This is a genomic window from Terrabacter sp. AAH1, from assembly GCF_054456855.1.
Map to the genome: position 1 here is coordinate 101224 of NZ_JBTJJV010000010.1, position 20279 is coordinate 121502.

A 20279-nucleotide genomic window follows, 5' to 3' on the forward strand; every position below is an offset into this window, starting at 1 on the left:
CAGTCTATCAGACAGATCTGTCTAATCAGGGGTTGACATCATTGAACCGATCTGTCTAACTGAATTCATGATGATTAGACAGATCGGTTCAAGGAGTCGCTGATGTACGCCCCAGTCCGTCCCACCCTCGCCTTCGCCGGCACCGCCGGCATCTTCAGCACCTTCTTCCTCGCTGCCGGGGCGCCGACCCCGTTGCTCGGGCTCCGCCAGCAGCAGTGGGGGTTCTCCCCCGGCCTGCTGACCATCGCGTTCTCGGTCTACGCGCTGGCCCTGCTCGTGGCCCTGCTGGTCGGGGGCTCCCTGTCAGACCATCTCGGCCGCCGACCCGTCCTGCTGGCGGCCCTCGCCGTCGAGACGGTCTCGATGGTCGGGTTCCTGACAGCCCCCTCGATCAGCTGGCTCATCGCGGCACGCGTCCTGCAGGGACTGGCCACGGGACTGGGCACGAGCGCTTTCAGCGCCGCCATCACGGAGCACGCGCCCGCCCATCTGAAGAAGCTCGCCAGCGGCCTGTCCGCCGCCTCGGTCGCCGGCGGCCTGGGCCTCGGCGCCCTGCTCACCGGGGCCGCGATCCAGCTGACGGACGCCGCCAACACCATCGTGTTCACCACCCTGGCGGGGCTCATGGTGGCGGCCGTCGCGTTCGTGCTCGCCACCCCCGAAACCGGAGTCCGCCGGCCCGGCGCCCGACGCTCACTGAGCCCGACGGTCGCGGTGCCCGTCAGCGCCCGCGGCGAGTTCCTGGCCAGCATCCCCGTGCACATCGCCGGATGGATGTTCCCCGCCTTCTTCCTCGGCCTCTCACCGGCGATCCTGCGCCTGCACTTCGGCCTGCACGGCGGCCTCGTCACCGGCTTCACCGCCTTCGTCGGCCCCTTCTCCGCCGCACTGGCCGGCTTCGTCTTCGCCCGGCACGACCCACGACGAGGCACCCTCGCCGGTCTGGCCCTGGTCCTGCTCGGCATGCTCGTCGTCCTCACCGGGGTCACCGCCACCCTGCTGCCTCTCGTATGGGTCGGTGCGCTGCTGGGCGGGGCCGGCTTCGGCGGCACCTTCGGCGGACAAGTACGCCTGATCGCCCCACACGCCGGCGCCCACCAGCGCGCCAGCCTCTTCTCGGCCGTCTACACCGTCGCCTACCTGGCCTTCGGCGTCCCGGTCGTCATCGCCGGCCAGCTCACACCCCGATGGGGCCTGCTGCCGACCTTCGACATCTACGCCGCCGTCGTCATCACCCTCGCGCTGGTCGGCCTTGCCGTCCAGGGCGCCCGGGCCGTGCGTCAGCGTCGGGAGAGCGAGGCGGTGCCTGCCACATCCTGACTCAGTCCAAACGCCCATCCCTGACCTCAAACAGCGAAACGGGCATCCGCACCAGCCCGCGGGCAGCCACGGTCCCGCCTCGCCACCTCGCATCGAACTCAACGCGTCGCCTCATCGCGTCGCCTCATCGCGTCGCCTCATCGCGTCGCCTCATCGCGTTGTCTCCCCGAGGCACACACCCTCGGATCCACCACCAACCATCACCACCAGGAGAATCACCATGACTGCACTTCCCGACACCCACAGCCGCACCGCGCCCGCGGAACCGGCCACCGTCGCGCTTCGCCTCGAGGCCGTCGTCATCCCCGTCGCCGACTACGACCGCGCCAGGGCCTTCTACACCGGTCTGGGCTGGCGGGTCGACGCGGACGTCGACGACCAGGCCGGCTACCGCCTCATGCAGCTGACCCCGCCCGGATCCGATGCCTCCGTCCTCTTCGGCACCCGCGTCACCGCCGCCCCAGCCGGCTCACTCGACGGCCTGCTGCTCGTCGTCGACGACATCGAGCAGGCCCGCGCCGCCCTGGTCGCGCGCGGCGTCGACGTCAGCGAGCCCTTCCACGACGTCAACGGCGGCCTCGGCGGGGGTTTCCACCCCGGCGAAGAAGGGCGCGCCCCCGGCCCGGACCCAGAGCGCCGCTCCTACGCCACCTACGCGTCCTTCGAGGACCCGGACGGCAACCGCTGGGTGCTCCAAGAGCTGACGACACGACTGCCCGGGCGACTGTGGGAGGCGACCGCACAGCCCGAGCCCGCCCACGACGCCGAGCAGTCGAGCGCCTCGCCCGTCAGGTCTGACCCGGACCCCGGCCGCCTGCCCGAACTGCTCCGCGAGACGGCACAGCACCACGACGCGTTCGAGAAGGCCGCGCCCGAGCACCACTGGTGGCACTGGTACGCGCCGTACCTGCTCGCCCGCCAGGGAGGCGCGAGCGTCGCCGAGGCGCAGCGCCACGCCGACGCCCACATGGCCACACGGCACGGAGTCAGCGCAGCCCGTGGCTGAGCGGTCCGCCGGAGCCAGAGAGCACCGGTGAGCACGTGACCTCGGGCCGTGGGCCAGCACTGCAACCCCCTGGAGGCCGGCGCCCATCGGGCAGGCTCACTCGAGGCCTGCGTCCGAAGAGGAGCGCGGCAACGGGTGCCTGAACAGCACAAACGCCCCCGGCAGAAGCCGGGGGCGTTGCTGGAGCCGCTTATCGGAATCGAACCGATGACCTATTCATTACGAGTGAATCGCTCTGGCCGACTGAGCTAAAGCGGCAGGTTGCGACGGCCCACACGGGGTGGTCCGGCACGGTGATCGAGTATACGCATCGGCCCCGCCCAGAGAGAAATCGGCCGCCGCCCGAAGGGCTGCCCGTGCACCGACCATGCGTCGGGCGCGGTGACCGCCCTCACGCGCGCGCCCGGGAATGACACGCCGGGCCGCTCGCCTTCCCTCCACGTGAGCGAAACGAAGACCAATGACACCACGATGCGCGCCATGACCTACGCCGAGTACGGGACCCCGGACGTCCTGAGCCTGACGGAGCAGCCGCGACCCAAGGTCGGGCCGGGCGAGGTCCTCGTGCGGGTGCGGTCGGCCTCGGTCAACCCCGTCGACTGGAAGCTGATGTCGGGCGGCCTCGACGCCGTCATGGACGTGCGCTTCCCGGTCGTTCCGGGCTGGGACGTCGCGGGGGTGGTCGAGGCCGTCGGCTTCGACACCCCGGAGTTCGCTCCCGGTGACGAGGTCATCGCCTATGCCCGCAAGGACTACGTGCACGGCGGGACCTTCGCCGAGTACGTCACCGTCCCAGCCCGGTCCCTGGCCCCCAAGCCGCGCAGCCTCTCGTGGGACGAGGCCGCGGGCCTGCCGCTCGCCGGGCTCACCGCTTGGCGGGTGCTCAAGCGCCTCGGCGTCGGCGAGGGCGACACGGTGCTCGTGCACGGCGCGGCCGGCGGCGTCGGCTCGCTCGGCGTGCAGCTGGCCCGCTCGCTCGGCGCCCGGGTCATCGGAACGGCCTCCGAGCGCAACCACGAGCGCCTGCGTGATCTCGGTGCCGAACCGGTCACCTACGGTGACGGCCTCGCCGGCCGGGTGCGTGCCCTGGCGCCCGGGGGCGTCGACGCCGTGGCCGACTTCGTGGGCGGCGTGCTCGACGCGACGCTCGCCGTCCTTGCCCCCGGTGGGCGCCACGCCTCGATCGCCGACGGCTCCGTCGCCGAGAACGGCGGCTCGTACATCTGGGTGCGCCCCGACGGGGTCGAGCTGGGCGAGCTGGCCGACCTCGCCGATGCCGGCGTCATCCGTGTCCCGGTCGCGCGCACCTTCCCTCTCGAGGAGCTCGCCGACGCGTTCCGGTTCAGCGCCGAGGGCCACGCCGCCGGCAAGGTCGTCGTGCGCGTCTCCCAGGACTGAGGCCCATCACGCCTCGAGTGCCCACCTCTCCTCGCGAGAAGGGGGGCACTCGTTGGACAGCGGTCAGGACTCGCAGACGAAGTCGTTCTCGGGCGCCAGCTGCCGCGTCAGGTAGGCGTCGACGATGCCGTCCGCGCAGTCGTTGCCCCGGCCGTACGCGCCGTGCCCCTCGGCCTCGACCGTGACGAAGCGGGAGCGCACGATCTCGCCGGCCAGGGCCTCGGTGTCCTCGATCGGCGTGGTGCGGTCGCCGTCGTTGCCGATGACCAGGACCGGGGTCGACACGTCCGCGCCGACGAGCAACGTCTGGCGCACGGCGCCGGTCCAGCCGCTGCACGGGTCGGGCCGCGCCGGCTGAACGCGGGCCCACAGGGGATGGTTGTCCAGGACGTCCTTGCTCGGGACGACGGAGTCCCACGGCGACCTCGGCCAGTCGGCGCACATCACGAGCAGGTGGGTGCGACCGAAGTTCGCCTGCGGGTAGGAGCCGTCCTCGTCGCGCTCGACCGTCCCCATCGCGAACGAGGCCAGCGCCTCTCCGTCGTCCTCGTTGATCGCGAGGTCCAGGGCATCGACGAGGTCGGGCCACGACTCCCGGTCGCGCAGGCCCTCGTCGATGGCCATGCTCGCCCAGCCCTCGGTGAGCGCCGGCAGGCTGTCGATGCCGGTGGCGACCGGCCTGCGGTCCAGCCGGTCGAGGAAGCCGACGAGCGCCGCGACGACCGCCTTCGTGTCCGCGCCCAGCGGGCAGTCCGCGCCGTCCCCGCACTCGCCGGCGAAGTCGTCGACGACGTCGTCGAAGTCGTAGGCCGCGCCGCGCGCGGCGGCATCGACGTCCTCCCTGCTCGGCGTTTCCTCGGCGAGGGCGTCGGGCACCACTGCGGAGTCGAGGACCATGAGTCCGACCCGGGAGGTGAAGAAGTCCGCGTAGAGCGCGCCGATCATCGTGCCGTAGCTGACGCCGTAGTAGTTGAGCCGCTCGTCACCGACGGCCGAGCGCAGCACGTCGAGGTCGCGCGCAACGGACTCGGTGCCCATGTGGGCCGTGAGCGCTCCCCCGCGCGCGAGGCAACGGCGGACGCGCTCGACGGGCGCTCGGCGAGCAGCCTCCCGCTCGGCGGCGGTGTCAGGAGTCGGGTCGGCCCCGTACATGGCGTCGAGGTCCGCGTCGCTCATGCAGTCGACGGGGTCGGACTCGCCCATGCCGCGGGGGTCGAACCCGATGACGTCGTAGCGCTCGCGCACGGCGTCACCGAAGACGTACGCCGCGTCGTTCACGAACTCGATCCCGGACCCTCCCGGCCCGCCCGGGTTGATGAAGAGCGAGCCGATCCGCTGCGCGGGGAGCGATGCCTCGAGGCGCCGCACGGCGATCCTCGTCGTCGCTCCGCGCGGCTTGGCGTAGTCGACGGGCACCGTGACGGTGCCGCAGTCGTAGAGGTCGTCGTCCTCGCACTCCTGCCAGGCGACCGGCTTGCCGTAGAAGGCCGCGAGCTCGGCCGGGTCGGGTTCGACCGGTCCGGTGAAGGTGATCGGCGTCCTCTCCGGCTCCTCGTCGCCGTTCTCGCCGTCCGAGCGGTCTGAGCCACCGGAGCCGCCGGACGCCTCGCGTGTCGTCGTCGGTGTCACCGACGCGTCACCGGCCGGGCCCGTGACGGGCGCAGCAGCGAGCAGCAGGAGGCCCGCGAGGATCGCGAGCGAGACGAAGGGCGCGAGCAGCTGGCTCAGCAGGTCGTGCCGTCGGACGGCGCCGTTCCCCTGAGCAGGTACCCGTCCACGGCGGAGTCCACGCACGAGTTGCCAGCGTAGTAGGTGCCGTGTCCGTCATGGTCGGAAGTGAGAAGAACGCCCGATGCGAGGTCCTTCGCGAGCTGCTTCGTGCCGCCGATGGGGGTGGCCGGGTCGCGCTCGTTGCCGATGACGAGGATCGGGGCCGCCCCCGCGGCCAGGGTGGTCCCCTTCGGGGCGCGGCCCGCGGTCGGCCAGGTGCGGCAGTTGTCGTAGAGCTCGCCCGTCATCCGCGCCCAGAGCGGGTGGTCCTTCTTGGCCTTCGCCTGGTCGGCCGCCAGCGACGGGTCGGACGACATGCGGGGCCAGTCGGCGCAGCGCACCGGGATCATCGCCTGCAGGTAGGTGGTCGGCGCGTAGGCACCGGAGGCGCTGCGTTCGACGACCGACATGCCCTTGGCGAGAAGGATGTCGCCCTTGCCGGTGAGGGCCTGGGCCAGCCCACGGTTGAGCGTCGGCCACGAGGTGTCGGAGTAGAGGCACATGAAGATCGAGAAGCCGACCCAGCCCTCGCCGATGGTCGTGAGGCCCGGCTTGCTCGTCTTCAGGCCGTTCTTCTCGACGCTGTCGAGCAGGTCGACGATCTTCTGACGGGCGCTGCCCTTGTCGCTGCCCAGGGCGCAGTCGGAGCGGGCGACGCACCAGTCGATGAAGGCGTCGATCGAGGACTCGAAGCCCTGGATGTCGTAGGTCATCTCCTGCTGCTCGGTCTGGTTCGGCGACATCGCCGAGTCGAGCACCATGCGCCCGACCTTCTTCGGGAACGCGTCGGCGTACATCGCGCCGAGGAAGGTGCCGTAGGAGCCGCCGAAGAAGTTGAGGCGCTCGTCACCGAGCAGCACGCGCATGACGTCCATGTCGCGGGCCACCTCGGCGGTGCTCATGTGCAGCGCCCGCTGCCCACCGCGGGCGGCGCAGCGCTTGGTGATGGCATCGACGTCGCCGAGCAGCTTGGCGCGCTCGGCCGCCGAGTCGGGCGTCGGGTCGTCGCTGAAGAGCAGGTCCATGTCGGAGTCACCGAGGCAGCGCACCGGGCTCGACGCGCCGATGCCACGCGGGTCGAAACCGACGATGTCGTAGGCCGCCCGCACCTCGGGCGAGAACACGAACGACGCGTACTGGGCGTACTCCACCCCCGAGCCCCCAGGGCCGCCGGGATTGATCACGAGCGAGCCGATGCGCTTCGCGGGGTCGGTCGCGGGGGCCTTGCGCAGGGCCAGGGTGAAGCGCCCACCCGTGGGGTCTGCGTAGTCGACCGGGACCTGCATCGTGCCGCACTCGTGCTTGGCGTTGTCGGGGCACGGAGACCACGAGACCTGCTGCGTGTAGAAGCCACGCAGGGCCGCCGGGAAGTCGCCGGTGGCGGGGGCGCTGCTCCGGCTCGCGCTCGGGGTGGGCGTCGGCACGACCTGCGTCGGCGACGGCACCGGCGGCTCTTTCTGGGCCACCACCGGCGGGCTGCTGATGCGCCAGACGGCGAGCACCACGACCGCGACGACCGCGACGATGGCGACGGCGGCGAGGACGGTCCGCAGCGGCGACCGCACCGGCGAGCCTGCGGGCGAGGCGGCGTACGGGACGCCGTGGCCCGCGGCTGACCCCGACCCACCCGATGCACCCGATGCACCCAGGGCACCCGATGCACCCGGCGCACCCGAGCCCGACGAGTAGCTCGGCGGAAGGGCGGCATACCCCGTCGGGGCGTCCGGGAGGTCGTCGGGACGCGGGTCGTCACTCATCATCGGTCACCAGGATCCGCCGCTCAGCATCGGAGTCCGTCCTTGTGCACGCGCCCCTGGACGTAGTAGGCGTCGATGGCGCTGTCGACGCACGTGTTGCTCCGACCATAAGCCGTGTGCCCGTCACCGTCGAAGGACACGAGCACGGCGTTCTCGAGCTGGTCGCGCAGCTGCGCGGACCACTCGTAGATCGTGGCGGGGTCGCGGGTCGTGCCGACGACGACGATGGGATCGCTGCCCGCTGCCTTGATCTTGTGCGGCCCGACGGCGGCCTTGGCCGGCCAGAAGCCGCACGGCAGCGAGCCCCACGCGAGGGTGGAGCCCCACGTCGGAGCCTTCACCGAGAAGTCCTTCGCGTACGTCTCGTAGGTGGACAGGTCCGAGCTGTCGGGGCGGTCGAGGCAGTTGACGGCGAAGATCGACTCCATGATGTTGCCGTCGTAGCCGCCGCCCGGACGGCGGTCGGCGTAGGCGTCGGCCAGCTGCATGAGGCTCTGCCCACTGCCGGCCTTGGCCTGCTTGAGGGCTTCGGTCAGGATGCCCCACGAGCCCTGGTCGTAGAGGGCGATCGCGACGCCGACGCGCGCCCAGCCCTCGGTGAGCTCGGGCGCGCTCGGGTCGCCGGTGGGCAGCGGCTGCCGGTCGACCTGTCGGAAGAGGGCTTCGAGGCCTTGGCGGGCGGCCTCGGGGGTGTCGCCGAGCGGGCAGCCGGACTCGCTGGTGCAGTCCTGGAGGTAGGCCTGGGTCGCGATCTCGAAGCCCCGGGCCTGCCCCTCGCTCAGCTGCGCGCTCGTGAGGTCGGGCGGCACGACGCCGTCGAGGACGACGCGCCCGACACGCTGCGGGAAGAGGTCGGCGTACGTCGAGCCGAGGAAGGTGCCGTAGGACTTGCCGAGGTAGTTCAGCTGCGGGTCGCCGACGGCCGCCCGGAGGATGTCCATGTCACGAGCGGCGTCCGCGGTCGACAGGTGCTTGACCAGCTCGGGGTTGTCGGCCTCGCACCCGTCGGCCATCGCCTTCGCCTGTGAGCGCAGCGCCTGCTCCTCGGCCGCGTCGTCGGGCGTCGGGTCCGTGGCCAGGAAGCGGTCGAGGGCCTTGTCGTCGAGGCAGTCGATCGGGCTCGACCGCGCGACGCCACGGGGGTCGAAGCCGATGAGGTCGTAGTAGCGCCGCACCTGGGTGCCCCCGATGGTGCTCGCGCCGGCGCGGACGTAGTCGATGCCCGACGCCCCGGGACCGCCCGGGTTGACGAGCAGCGAACCGAGCCGCTTCGCCTGGTCGCGGGCCTTGACCCGCACGACCTTGATGGTGAGGTCCTTCGCCGGGTCGGGGGCGGCGTGGTCGAGGGGCACGCGCAGGTCGGCGCACTCGAGGCCGCCGCAGGCCTGCCAGTCGAGGCGCTGGGAGTAGTAGGAGGCGAGGGCGGGACTGGGCGCCGCCGTGGCCGCCGGGAGGCCGGTCCTGGACGTCGCCGCCACCGGCGGCTCGTCGGTCGCGCACGCCCCCGCAGCCAGCACCAGCGCCGCGACCGCCGCCACGGCGGACAGGGCACGGGAGCTGGCGGCAGGGCGTGTCGTCATGCCCGAAACCGTAACGTGTCGGGCCCTGTCGGGCCGCATCCGAGGAGCCGTCCCATCGCTTGCCCCGAGGACGCTGATGGCGTATGCCGTGGGGCGGCTCGGGCGGCGCCCCTCAGACCCCGAGGTCGCGTGGGACGCGCAGCTGCAGGGCCATCGCCTCGAGCGCGAGCAGGGGCGGGACGTTGGCGTTGATGCGGTCGCGGGCCTCGTTGATGGCGTCCATCGCGGCGAGCAGCTGCTCCGGGCCGAAGACGCCGGCCAGGGCGCGCACCTTGTCGATGGCGTCAGGGTTGACGAGGTCGACATCGGAGTGCAGCCGCAGCACGAGCGCGTCGCGGTAGACGGACGTGAGGTCGACGAGGGCACGGTCGACGACGTCGCGACCGTAGCGGGTGGCCCGCATCTTCTGCTCGCGCTCGAGGGCGGCCAGCTGCGAGCGGATGTGGGGCGGCTGGGTGCGGGCGGTGGGGTCGGCGCCGAGGGTCTCCATCAGCCGGGTGCGCTCGGCGGCGTCGCGCTCGGCGCCGGAGGCTGACGACTCCTCGTCGGCGATCTGCGCCAGGTCGGCAGCCGCGCCGATGGCGTCGCCGACCCCCTGGATCTTCGTCGCCATGGCGATGACGTCGCGCCGCCGGATGCGGGCCTGCTCGTCGCGGGCGAGGCGGCGGGCCAGCCCGACGTGGCACTGCGCGGCGCGGGCGGCATACAGGGCCATCGCGGGGTCGATGCCGTCGCGCCGCTGGAGCAGGTCGGCCACGGCCTCGACGGGCGGGGTGCGCAGCCGCACGTGGCGCGAGCGCGAGCGGATGGTGACGATGACGTCCTCGAGACTCGGCGCGCAGAGCATCCAGACAGTGCGGGGCGTCGGCTCCTCGAGCGCCTTGAGCAGCGCGTCGGCGGGGGCGTCGGTGTAGGCGGTGAGGCGGTCGGCGTCCTCGATGATGATGATGCGCCAGCGGCCGACCGACGGGCGCAGCGCCGCCTCCTGCACGAGCGCCCGGGCCTCGGCGACCTTGATCGACAGACCCTCGGTCGCGACGACCTTGACGTCGGCGTGGCTGCCGTCGAGCGCGGTGCGGCACTCGCGGCACTCGCCGCAACCGCCCTGCGGGCACTGGAGCGCGGCGGCGAAGGCCCGCGCAGCGGTGGACCGACCCGACCCGGGCGGGCCGGTGAAGAGCCACGCGTGCGTCATCGCCGACTCGTCGGAGACGGCGCGCGAGAGCGTCTCGATGGTCGGCTCCTGGCCGACGAGGTCGGCCCAGACGGTCATGCTCGCCCCGAGGTGACGCGGTCGATGCCGTCGACCACCGCCGCGTGCAGGTGCTCGACGGGCTTGCTCGCGTCGAGCACGAGGTAGCGCTCCGGGTCCTGCGCCGCGAGCTCGAGGTAGCCCCGGCGGACCGCCGCGTGGAAGGCGTCGGCCTCGGACTCGAGCCGGTCGTGAACGTCGCCGCGCCGCTCGCGGCCGACCTCGGGCGAGACGTCGAGGACGATCGTGAGGTCGGGCAGCAGTCCGCCGACGGCCCAGTGCTGCAGGGCCGTGATCTCGTCGGCCCCCAGCTCGCGACCCGCGCCCTGGTAGGTGATCGAGCTGTCGACGTAGCGGTCGGTGATGACGACCTTGCCGTCGGCGAGCGCCGGCTTGATGAGCTGGTCGACGTGGTGCGCCTTGTCGGCGGCGAAGAGCAGCGCCTCGGCCCGGGCCGACACGTGGTCGCCGTGCAGCACGAGCTCGCGGATCTGCGCACCGAGGGGCGTTCCGCCGGGCTGGCGCGTCACGACCACCTCGCGGCCCTGCTGCTCGAGCACGTCGGTGAGCAGGCGCACCTGGGTGGACTTGCCCGCGCCGTCACCACCCTCGAAGCACACGAAGAGCCCGGGGGCGGTGTCGACTCGATGGGTCGCGGCCGCGAGGTTCTCCGTCACGTCCCGAGCCTATGCGACCCCGACGACACGAGGCCCCCCGTCCTCTCAGGCGCGACGGCGGGCGACGAGCTCCTCGGCGATCTGGACCGCGTTGAGCGCCGCGCCCTTGCGCAGGTTGTCGCCGACGACGAAGAGCACGAGGCCCTTGCCCTCGGGGGCGGCCTGGTCGGCGCGCACGCGGCCGACGAACACCTCGTCGCGGCCGGCGGCCTCGAGCGGGTTGGGCACGTCGGTGACGACGACGCCGGGCGCGTTCTTGAGCAGGTCCAGCGCCTCGTCGGGGGTGATGTCGCGCTCGAACTCCGCGTGGATCGCGAGGCTGTGCCCGGTGAAGACGGGCACGCGCACGCACGTCCCGCTCACCCGCAGGTCGGGGATGTGCAGGATCTTGCGCGACTCGTTGCGCAGCTTCTGCTCCTCGTCGGTCTCGAGCGAGCCGTCGTCGACGATCGACCCCGCGAGCGGCACGACGTTGAAGGCGACCGGCACGGCATACACGTTCGGGTCGGGCACGGCGACCGCGCGCCCGTCGAGGGCGAGCCCCGCGGGGTCACCGGCGGCGTACGCGCCCCGCAGCTGGCCGTCGAGCTCCTGCACGCCCTTGCCGCCGGAGCCGCTCACGGCCTGGTAGCTGGAGACGTGGAGGCGCACGAGGCCCGCCTTGTCGTGCAGCGGCTTGAGCGCCGGCATCGCGGCCATCGTCGTGCAGTTGGGGTTGGCGACGATGCCCTTGGGGATCGTGTCGAGGTCGGCCGCGTTCACCTCGGAGACGACGAGCGGGACCTCGGGGTCCTTGCGCCACGCGCTCGAGTTGTCGATGACGGTCGCGCCCGCGGCGGCGACCTTCGGGGCCAGCTCCTTGGAGGCGGCTCCGCCGTTGCTGAACAGAGCGATGTCGATGCCGGAGAAGTCGGCCGTCGCGGAGTCCTCGACGACGACGTCCTCGCCCTTGAACGGGAGCGTCGTGCCGGCCGAGCGGGCGGACGCGAAGAACCGCACCTGCGTGACCGGGAAGTCGCGCTCCTCGAGAAGGGCGCGCATGACGCCGCCGACCTGACCCGTTGCACCGAAGACACCTACTCGCATGCCACAAGGTTACGGCGAGGGAGGTCGCCCTCCCCCGCCGCGTTCACCTGTCGGTCGCCGCCCCGTGGCGGTCGGCGTTCGCGTGGATCGCGTCGCGCACGTATGCCGCGAGGCCGGGGGCGATGTCCTCGTACGTCTTCGTGAAGCGCGGGTCGGCGACGTACATGTCGGCGAGCCCGCGGTGGAAGGTGTGGTCGAGGTCGTAGAAGCGGTCGTGGATGTGGCGGCGGTGCTGCTCGGCGGCGTCCATCGCCGCCTCGCCCGTCGCGGGCTCGCCCGACTGCAGGGCCCGGACGAAGGCCGAGTTCACGGCCTCCATCTCGGCCTTGACCTCGGCCCAGTCGGCCTTCGTGTAGCGCTTGGTCCGGGCCGCCGACTGCTTCCACGCGTCGGACTCGCCCCAGCGCTCCTGCGCCTCCTGCTGGTACTCGTCGCTGAAGCCGTCGCCGAAGAGCTCCTTGAGGTCGTCGGGCGTGGCGGGTCGGTCGTTCATCTCTCTCTCCAGTGCTCGGTCGATGGCCGAGACGAGCTCGCGCAGCTCGTCCAGCCGGGTCATGACCGTCGCGCGCTGACGGCGCAGGTGGTCGGCCGCGTCCTCGCCGCCGTCCAGCAGGGTCGCGATCTCGTCGAGCGGCAGCTCCAGCCGCCGGTAGACCACGACCTGCTGCAGGCGGACGAGGTCCTCGTCGGTGTAGAGCCGGTAGCCCGCCCGCGAGCGCTCGCTCGGGACGAGCAGGCCGATCTCGTCGTAGTGGTGCAGCGTGCGCACCGTCACGCCGAAGAGGTCGGCGACCTGCCCCACCGTCCAGGTGGTCATCTCCTGCGTCCTTCCGGTCATGGCACCGAGCGTGTCGCCTCACGTCGCGTGAGGGTCAAGCCCATTCAAGACGAGACCGACCCGATGACGAGTGCGTATGCCGTGCGCCTCCTCCCGCGTGCAAGGCGCCCCCTGCCTCGAGCAAGGGGGGCGGGGGCGCCGAGCCGTCGGGCGGCGGCCGGGCCCGGGTCGCCCTACTCTCGGAACCGTGGAGCTCGAGGTCCGGCACCTGCGTGTCATCGCGGTGGTCGCGCAGCAGGGCAGCCTGCCCGCGGCGGCTGCCGTCCTCGGCGTGTCGCCGGCAGCCCTGGGCTCGGAGGTGGGCCGCATCGAGCGGGCACTCGGCTGCTCCCTGTTCCGCACGAGCGGTGACTCGGTCTCGTGCACGGCGATCGGCGAGCGGGTCGCGGCGCGGGCCCGGGCCGTCGTCAACGAGGTGGCGCTGCTCCGCGAGGACGTGCGCGGCCACCAGTCCGGCGAGGGCCCGCTGCGCATCTCGTCCGACTCGCTGCGCTACTTCACCTCGTTCGTCAGCCACGCCTATGCGACCGACATGCGGCGGCCACTGCTGCCCGTGCCGCCGCTCACCGGCACCACCACGACGGAGGCCATCAGCGACGGCCGCATCGACGTCGCCGTCGTCATCGCGCTGGCGGCCGCGCGCACGAAGGAGCGCGCGGACGTCGGCGAGCGCCTCATCGTCGAGCGCGAGCCGCTGCTCGTAGCGCTCTCCGCGACGCACCCGCTCGCGGCCCAGCGCTGCGTCGACATCCGGGACCTCGCGGACGAGGACTGGATCCTGCCCCCGGTCGAGATCGACCCCGGCTCCGAGGCGACGAGCTCGGTGCTCGGCGCGCTCGGCGTCACGCTCCGGTCGTCGTACGGGCCGCACGACCTGGGGCCGCTGTGGCCGGCCGTCGTGACCGGGCGCGCGGTCTCGTTCGCGGTGCCGACCGCCGCGGCCCCGCCCGGTGGGGTGCTGCGCCCGCTCTGCGACCAGCCGATCATCGCCCGGCGCGTGCTGCGCTGGCGGCTCGGTTCGATCGGCGAGGAGGACGTCGAGCGGTGCGTGCGGGCCGCGGGGTCGGCGTACCGGGAGCAGCTGACCCACACGGCACAGACCCAGGGGTGGTGGCCGACGGCGCGCTCGGAGGAGAAGCCGACGCTCGCGTCCTGACGGGCGACGAGCGCGCCCGGTCGGCCTCGTTCCGCCACCCATAGGGTGAGCGCGTGCATCGTCGCCTCGCGCTCGTCCGCCGCCCCTCGCCCCGACTCGCGGACGGGATCGTGACACACCTCGAGCGGTCGACGACGGTCGACGCGGACCTGGCCCTGCGGCAGTGGCAGGAGTACGTCGACGTGCTGCGTCGCCGCGGCTGGTCGGTCGTCGACGCACCGGCCGCCGACGACTGCCCCGACGGCGTCTTCATCGAGGACCAGGTCGTCGTCCACGGCGACGTGGCGGTGCTGTGCCGCTCCGGCGCCCCCGAGCGGCGGGGCGAGCGCGCCGGCGTGCGCGAGGCCGTCGAGGCACACGGCTACCGCACCGTCGAGATCGAGGGGCCCGGCACGCTCGACGGAGGTGACGTGCTCAAGCACGGCCACCACGTGTGGGTCGGGGTCGGCGGGCGCACCAACCACGACGGCGTCGCGCAGCTCGCCCGGGCCCTGGAGGGTCACCGCGTCGACGTCGTGCCGGTGCCGGTCTCCAAGGTGCTGCACCTCAAGTCGGCCGTGACCGCCCTGCCCGACGGCACTGTCGTCGGCCACCTCCCCCTCGTCGACGACCCCACCGTGTGGCCCCGGTTCCTGCCCGTGCCGGAGGAGCCGGGCGCCCACGTCGTGCTGCTCGGCGGGCAGTCCGTGCTCATGTCGGCGGCGGCACCCCGTACCGCCCAGCTCTTCGCGGCGAGAGGGCTCGACGTGACGATGGTCGACATCTCCGAGTTCGAGAAGCTCGAGGGCTGCGTCACCTGCCTCTCCGTGCGGCTGCGCGGCTAGCGGCATACGCCCTCGGGCCCCGGCCCCGGGGCCGTGCGACGGGTCGCGGTTTGCTAAGGTCGCTAACTGGATGAGCAATCTCCCGAGCGATCGAGGTGAGGGCATGACCACACGACCTGCACGACCAGCGCACGAGCGCGGGTTGACGCCGACCGACCAGGTGCGCCGCGCCACCGTCGTCGCTGCCGAGGTGTTCTGCGTCGTGGGCACGCTCGTGGGCCTCGGGGTGTTCGGCACCCGCGTCGAGGAGTCATCGGGTGGCGCACTCGCGGCCACGGCGACGCTCATCGCGCCGGCCACCCCGGCCTTCTCGATCTGGACGCCCATCTACCTCGGGCTCCTGGCGTATGCCGTGTGGCAGGCGCTGCCCACCAACGCCGTGCGCGCCCGGGTGCGCAGCACCGGCTGGCTCGCCGCGGCCTCGATGGTGCTGAACGCGGGGTGGCTCCTCGTGACGCAGCAGGGATGGATCTGGGTGAGCGTCGTCGTGATCGTCGCGCTCGCCCTGACGCTCGGCGTGCTGCTGCGACGCCTCACCGAGGCGCCCGCCGCCTCGCCGATCGAGACGGTTGTCGTCGACGGCACCTTCGGCGCCTACCTCGGCTGGGTCGCGGTGGCCACGTGCGCGAACATCACTGCGGCACTGGTCGACTCGGGCGTCGACCTCAGTGCCTGGCTCAACCAGGTCGCGGCCGTGCTGGTCCTCGCCGTCGCCGGCGGTCTCGGGGTGCTGTTCGCGCGTCGTCTCGGCGGTCGCTGGGCCGTGGCCGGGGCCATGTCGTGGGGCCTGGCCTGGATCGCGGTGGGACGCATCGCCGACACGCCCCGCTCGCTCGTCACCGGGATCGCCGCCGTGGTGGCTGCCCTCGTGGTGCTCGGTGCCGCGGCCCGCTGGCACACGCCCGCCGGGTCACGCGACACCCGCGACACCCGCGACCGCTCGGCGGCCCGGCTCCAGCCGGAGGGCTGAGCGCCGTGGACGCCGACGTCGTCGTCGTGGGCGCGGGCCTTGCCGGCCTGCGGTGCGCGGTGCGACTCGCCGAGCTGGGCCGCGAGGTGCTCGTCCTCGAGTCGGCCGATGCCGTCGGAGGGCGCATCCGCACCGACGTCGTCGACGGCTTCCGCTGCGACCGCGGGTTCCAGGTGCTCAACCCGGCCTACCCGGCCGTCCGTCGATGGGTCGACCTCGAGTCGCTCGACCTCAAACCCTTCGGCGCCGGGGTGCTGGTCCGCCGGCCCGACGGCCTCAAGGTGGTGGCCGACCCGGTGCGGGAGCCGCGCCGACTCGCTGCCACCCTGCGCAGCGGCTACGCGAACCCCGTCGAGCTGGCGGCACTGGGCCGGTGGGCCGGGCGCGTGATGGTCGACCCGAAAGGCGTTCTGGCGCAACAGGACTGCACGCTCGCCGAGTCCTTCGACCGCGCTGGTGTGACGGGACGGCTGCGCCGTGAGGTCCTCGAGCCCTTCCTCGCCGGCGTGCTCGTCGACAGCCACGGGCGATCCTCGGCAACCTTCACCAAGCTGCTCGTGCGGATGTTCGCGCTCGGTCGACCCTCGGTGCCGGCACTCGGCATGCAAGCCCTTCCCCGGCAGCTGGCCGAACGGCTGGGTGACCGCGTGCGCCTGAACCGTCGCGTCGAGGCGGTGGTGCCGGTCGAGGGTGGCACCGAGGGCAGGGTCGAGGTCCGGACCGGGGAGGGGGTCCTGAGCGCCCGCCGCGCCGTCGTGGCGACCGACCCGCTCGGCGCCTCGGCGCTCACGGGCCTACCCGAGCCGCACGTCCGGGGGCTGGTGACGTGGTGGTTCGACGCCCCGGAGGCGCCGCACGCGCTCCCCTTCGTCGCCGTCGACGGACGACGGTCCGGGGACCAAGCACCCGGGCCGGTGTGGAACGCGGCGGTCATGACCGCGGCGGCGCCCAGCTACGCCCCGCCCGCGCGGCACCTCGTCGAGGCCACCTGCCTGCTCGACCGGCCCGACGGCGACGCGTCCCAGGCCGACGTCCTGCGCCACGTCGGCGAGATCTACGGCTGCGACACCTCCGGGTGGCGGCTCGTGACCCGGCACCGCGTCGAGGCCGCGCTGCCGGCGATGGCGCCACCGCTGCAGGCACGCTCGTCCGTCGACCTCGGTGACGGCGTCTTCGTGTGCGGCGACCACCGCGACACCGCATCGATCCAGGGCGCCCTGGTCTCGGGACACCGCACGGCCGAGGCGGCTCACGCGTCCCTCTGAGGGGCGGTCGGCGAGACCCGCTGCGACGACCCCGTCGGGCGCGCGGCGAGACTTCGCGGAAAAAGATCGGCTCCGGTGCATCCGGGGCGGGTGTCCACCCGGAAGTAGGAGACAGACGGCACCCCACGCCGTCGACCGCGCACCTCCCCTCCTGGAACGTCCGCCCGACGAGAGCGACCCGGTCGCACTCGAGAACTCACACCGGAAAGGAACGACCATGAAGTCCATCCGCATCGCCGCCGCCGCTTCGCTCGCCCTCGCCCCCGCCGCCCTCGTCGCGGCCCCCGCACACGCCGCCGACGCCACCGTCTCGGTGCTTCACGGCGTGCCCGGTGCGACGGTCGACGTCTACGCCAACGGCAAGGCCCTGCTCACCAACTTCAAGCCCGGCACGCTCACCGACCCGCTGATGCTCCCCGAGGGCACCTACGACCTCAAGGTCACCCAGGCGGGGGCCGGCGCCGGCGGCGCCGCCGTCATCGAGGCCAAGGACGTGCAGGTCCCGGGCGGCGCCAACGTCACCGTGGTGGCCCACCTGTCGGAGGCCGGCAAGCCGGTGCTCACCCCGTTCGTCAACGACACCTCGAAGGTGCCGGCGGGCAAGGCCCGGCTGACGGTCCGCCACACCGCTGCGGCTCCCGCCGTCGACGTCAGGGCCAACGGCACCGCTGCGCTCAAGGGCCTGACCAACCCGAACGAGGCGAAGGCCGTCGTCGGCGCGGGCACCATCAAGGCCGACGTCGTGCTCGCCGGGACGTCCGACGTCGCGATCGGCCCCGCCGACCTCGACCTCAAGGAGGGCACGAACACCATCGTGTACGCCTGGGGCAGCGCCGCCGACAAGAACCTCAAGCTCGCGGTGCAGACCATCTCCGGCATGCACTCCGCTCCCGGCGGCGTGCCCGCCGGCGCGGGCGGACAGGTCGCCGCCGCGCAGCAGTCCTCCGACGTCGCCCGCTACTCGGCCGTCGCCGGTGCGGCAGCCGCGGCCGGAGCGCTCGTGCTCGTGACGCGTCGCCGGTCGGCACGCGCCGAGAGCTGAGCGGCCCACACCCGAGGAGAGCCCCCATGCCCGGCCCACAGCACCGGACGGCCGCCCGAGCCGGCTTCGTGACGCGGGACGACGTCGCCGACGCGCACGTCACCCCGTCGCGGCGCCGCGCAGCGGCCGGCGACCCTCCCGCCCCGTTCGCCGAGGGGCGGGAGGCCGGAGCCGGGGTCGGGACCGAGGGACCCGTGCCGGGGCGTGTTCGGGGGCACGTCCCGGCGGGGGCTCGGGGAGCCCGGACCGTGGCCGCCGCACTGGCGGCGGCCCTCCTGGCCGGGCTGGCGGTGGCGTGGCTGACGCGCCCGCAGCAGAGCGCACGCCCTGCCGGGAGTGAGGGGATCCGGTCGGTCACGGCACCGTCCAGCGCGCCCGGCGCTCCGGCGGCGCGTGCGCCCGCCGCCGGAGCGTCCCCCTCGGAGCCCTCGTCGACCCCGGTGTCCGCCAGACCCGCGACGGTTCCGGCCGTGCCAGCCGACAGTCGACAGGGCATGCCGGAGCAGCTGACCATCCAGCGCCTGGGCATCGACATGCCGGTCGTCCCCCAGGGGGTGGCCCGGGACGGCGAGATGGCGCTGCCCGCCACCCCGGCGCAGGTCGGGTGGTACCGCTACGGACCACGTCCCGGCGACCGCGCCGGTGCCACCGTCCTGGCGGCCCACCTCGACATGCCGGGCTACGGCATCGGCCCGATCGCCAAGGTCGAGGACCTGCGCGCCGGTGACGTCATCACCGTGCGCTCGGCGGCCACGACGCACCGCTTCCGGGTGACCGGCGTCGCGAGCGTCCGCAAGACCTCGCTCGACCTGGCCGCCCTTTTCGCCCGCGACGGCCCGCCCCGCCTGCACGTGGTGACCTGCGGCGGTGAGTTCGACAGAGAACGCCGGCGGTACGACGAGAACGTCGTCGTGACGGCCGTGCCGATGACGTGAGCGTGAGCCGACATGCCGTGGTTAGGTGTACTCGTGCACGTGCACGACGACCCTGATGTCGAGTCCGCCGAGCTCGCCGCCCGGTTGTCCGGCGGCGACCGCGAGGCGCTCGCCGAGATGTACCGCCGCTGGTCACCCCTCGTGCACACCATCGCGCTGCGTGCCCTCGGCACCCGTGAGGACGCCGAGGACGTCGTCCAGCAGGTCTTCGTCGCCGCGTGGCGGGGCCGGGCGACCCTGCGTCCCGACCGCGGCTCCCCGGCCGCCTGGCTCGTGGGCATCACGAAGCACCGGGTGGCCGACGTGCGGGCCGAGCGCTACCGGGCCCACCGCAACCTGCAGGCCGTCGCCTCCGAGGTCGCGACCGCACCCGACGCCGCCGGCGACTCGGACTGGGCGGAGCGGCTGCTGCTGGTGCACGAGCTGGAACGGATGGGTGACCCGCGCGCGACGGTGCTGCGCATGGCATTCATCGAGGACCGCACCCACGAGGACATCGCCCGGGCCCTCGACCTGCCCCTCGGCACGGTCAAGAGCCACGTGCGCCGGGGCCTGATGGCACTGAGAGATCGACTGAAGGAGGTGGAACGTGTCTCACCCGAGTGACGACGAGCTGGTCGACCTCGCCCTGGGCGAGCCGGCCGGCGACGTGTCGGCCCACGTCGCGCAGTGCGCGGCGTGCTCCTCCGCGGTGACCGACCTCCGCCGCACCGTGAGCCTCGTCTCCAACCCCGGCCCGTATGCCGGGTGGCAGGCTCCGGACGACGCTGTCTGGGCGAGGGTCGCGGCCCAGCTCGACACCGCCGAGGACGCGATACCCGAGGCTCCCGACGCTTCCGGAACGGCGCCCGCCGCACCGTCGGCACCCGTCGTCCGGCTCGATCGACCCGGTCGGCGGCGTACGGCAGCGTGGGCCGCCGCCCTCGTCGCCGCCAGCCTCGTCGTCGGGCTGCTCACCGGACGCGCCATCTGGGGCACGACGGAGGGCGGTCAGGTCGCCCAGGTGGCCCTCGCGACCCTCGACACCCGACGCACCGAGGGCGAGGCCACGCTCGTGCGCGCAGCCTCGGGCCTCGACCTGCAGGTCAGCACCGACACCGTCCTCGACGCCGGAGACGGCTACCTCGAGGTGTGGCTCATCAACGCCGACGGCAAGCGGATGGTGTCCGTGGGAGTCCTGCGACCCGGCGAACCCGGCTCGTTCCCGGTCACCCAGGCGCTGATCGACCAGGGCTACGTCGTCGTCGACATCTCCAAGGAGCAGTTCGACGACAAGCCGGCCCACTCGGGCGACAGCCTGCTCCGAGGGCAGCTGCCCGCCTGACGGCGCGACCGGCGGGACGGCATACGCCATGGGCCCCGAGCGGCCGGGACACGGACGGCACGGAAGGCACGGGCGGGTC

The 20279-nt window shown here is 73.1% G+C and carries 18 protein-coding genes and 1 tRNA gene; 11 read left to right on the forward strand and 8 right to left on the reverse strand.

All coding sequences use genetic code 11. The features are described from left to right. The first annotated feature begins 102 nt into the window (after positions 1 to 102). Positions 103 to 1320 carry an MFS transporter gene (locus ACXR8F_RS15540; RefSeq protein ID WP_458801798.1) on the forward strand — a complete coding sequence of 406 codons (1218 nt, stop codon included), beginning with the start codon at positions 103 to 105 and terminating at the stop codon, positions 1318 to 1320. Positions 1321 to 1540: 220 nt separating this feature from the next. Next, entirely contained in the window at positions 1541 to 2326 is a 786-nt protein-coding gene (locus ACXR8F_RS15545; RefSeq protein WP_458801799.1) for a VOC family protein, read from the forward strand. Between the two features lie 181 nt (positions 2327 to 2507). On the opposite strand, the gene ACXR8F_RS15550 is transcribed toward ACXR8F_RS15545, so the two are convergent. After that, positions 2508 to 2584, reverse strand: a tRNA-Thr gene (locus ACXR8F_RS15550). Between the two features lie 213 nt (positions 2585 to 2797). Between ACXR8F_RS15550 and ACXR8F_RS15555 the strand changes: the two genes are divergently transcribed. Continuing rightward, positions 2798 to 3724 carry an NADP-dependent oxidoreductase gene (locus tag ACXR8F_RS15555; protein ID WP_045193147.1) on the forward strand — a complete coding sequence of 309 codons (927 nt, stop codon included), beginning with the start codon at positions 2798 to 2800 and terminating at the stop codon, positions 3722 to 3724. Between the two features lie 63 nt (positions 3725 to 3787). Here the strand turns inward: ACXR8F_RS15555 and ACXR8F_RS15560 are convergent, their stop codons facing one another. From ACXR8F_RS15560 to ACXR8F_RS15590, 7 genes are all read right to left on the reverse strand, one after another. Next, entirely contained in the window at positions 3788 to 5518 is a 1731-nt protein-coding gene (locus ACXR8F_RS15560) for an alpha/beta hydrolase (RefSeq protein ID WP_458801801.1), read from the reverse strand. After that, positions 5449 to 7251, reverse strand: a complete 1803-nt coding sequence (locus ACXR8F_RS15565) for an alpha/beta hydrolase (protein WP_458801803.1) — start codon at positions 7249 to 7251, stop codon at positions 5449 to 5451. The genes ACXR8F_RS15560 and ACXR8F_RS15565 overlap by 70 nt, the downstream gene beginning before the upstream one ends. 23 nt (positions 7252 to 7274) lie before the next feature. Next, entirely contained in the window at positions 7275 to 8831 is a 1557-nt protein-coding gene (locus ACXR8F_RS15570) for an alpha/beta hydrolase (RefSeq protein WP_458801805.1), read from the reverse strand. 112 nt (positions 8832 to 8943) lie between these two features. Continuing rightward, positions 8944 to 10104, reverse strand: coding sequence for a DNA polymerase III subunit delta' (locus ACXR8F_RS15575; protein WP_045193151.1), 1161 nt, complete (start codon positions 10102 to 10104; stop codon positions 8944 to 8946). Then, positions 10101 to 10760: a dTMP kinase gene (gene tmk / locus ACXR8F_RS15580; protein ID WP_045193152.1), complete on the reverse strand. Its 660-nt coding sequence runs from the start codon at positions 10758 to 10760 to the stop codon at positions 10101 to 10103. The genes ACXR8F_RS15575 and tmk overlap by 4 nt, the downstream gene beginning before the upstream one ends. Before the next feature lie 45 nt (positions 10761 to 10805). Continuing rightward, entirely contained in the window at positions 10806 to 11846 is a 1041-nt protein-coding gene (locus ACXR8F_RS15585) for an aspartate-semialdehyde dehydrogenase (protein WP_458801807.1), read from the reverse strand. 43 nt (positions 11847 to 11889) lie between these two features. Then, a complete protein-coding gene (locus tag ACXR8F_RS15590) occupies positions 11890 to 12684 on the reverse strand; it encodes a MerR family transcriptional regulator (RefSeq protein WP_458801809.1) in 795 nt (264 codons plus the stop codon). A 187-nt stretch (positions 12685 to 12871) separates the two neighbouring features. Here ACXR8F_RS15590 and ACXR8F_RS15595 point away from each other — a divergent pair, with 187 nt between their 5' ends. The 8 genes from ACXR8F_RS15595 (at position 12872) to ACXR8F_RS15630 (ending at position 20200) form a co-directional block, all read left to right on the forward strand. Beyond that, on the forward strand, positions 12872 to 13840 hold the full coding sequence (locus tag ACXR8F_RS15595) for a LysR substrate-binding domain-containing protein (protein WP_458801810.1): 969 nt from the start codon (positions 12872 to 12874) through the stop codon (positions 13838 to 13840). Between the two features lie 53 nt (positions 13841 to 13893). Next, on the forward strand, positions 13894 to 14664 hold the full coding sequence (gene ddaH / locus ACXR8F_RS15600) for a dimethylargininase (protein WP_458801812.1): 771 nt from the start codon (positions 13894 to 13896) through the stop codon (positions 14662 to 14664). Between the two features lie 103 nt (positions 14665 to 14767). Further along, the gene (locus tag ACXR8F_RS15605; RefSeq protein WP_458801814.1) at positions 14768 to 15634 is read left to right on the forward strand and encodes a tryptophan-rich sensory protein; all 867 of its coding nucleotides are present in this window, start codon (positions 14768 to 14770) and stop codon (positions 15632 to 15634) included. A gap of 5 nt (positions 15635 to 15639) precedes the next feature. Then, the gene (locus ACXR8F_RS15610; RefSeq protein ID WP_458801816.1) at positions 15640 to 16899 is read left to right on the forward strand and encodes an NAD(P)/FAD-dependent oxidoreductase; all 1260 of its coding nucleotides are present in this window, start codon (positions 15640 to 15642) and stop codon (positions 16897 to 16899) included. Between the two features lie 217 nt (positions 16900 to 17116). Further along, a complete protein-coding gene (locus tag ACXR8F_RS15615) occupies positions 17117 to 17941 on the forward strand; it encodes a DUF4397 domain-containing protein (RefSeq protein ID WP_458801818.1) in 825 nt (274 codons plus the stop codon). Positions 17942 to 18411: 470 nt separating this feature from the next. Continuing rightward, positions 18412 to 18876 carry a class F sortase gene (locus tag ACXR8F_RS15620; protein WP_458801820.1) on the forward strand — a complete coding sequence of 155 codons (465 nt, stop codon included), beginning with the start codon at positions 18412 to 18414 and terminating at the stop codon, positions 18874 to 18876. A 33-nt stretch (positions 18877 to 18909) separates the two neighbouring features. Beyond that, positions 18910 to 19482: an RNA polymerase sigma factor gene (locus ACXR8F_RS15625; protein ID WP_052677522.1), complete on the forward strand. Its 573-nt coding sequence runs from the start codon at positions 18910 to 18912 to the stop codon at positions 19480 to 19482. Then, positions 19466 to 20200, forward strand: a complete 735-nt coding sequence (locus ACXR8F_RS15630) for an anti-sigma factor (RefSeq protein WP_458801822.1) — start codon at positions 19466 to 19468, stop codon at positions 20198 to 20200. Before ACXR8F_RS15625 ends, ACXR8F_RS15630 begins: the two co-directional genes overlap by 17 nt. Positions 20201 to 20279: the final 79 nt, after the last annotated feature.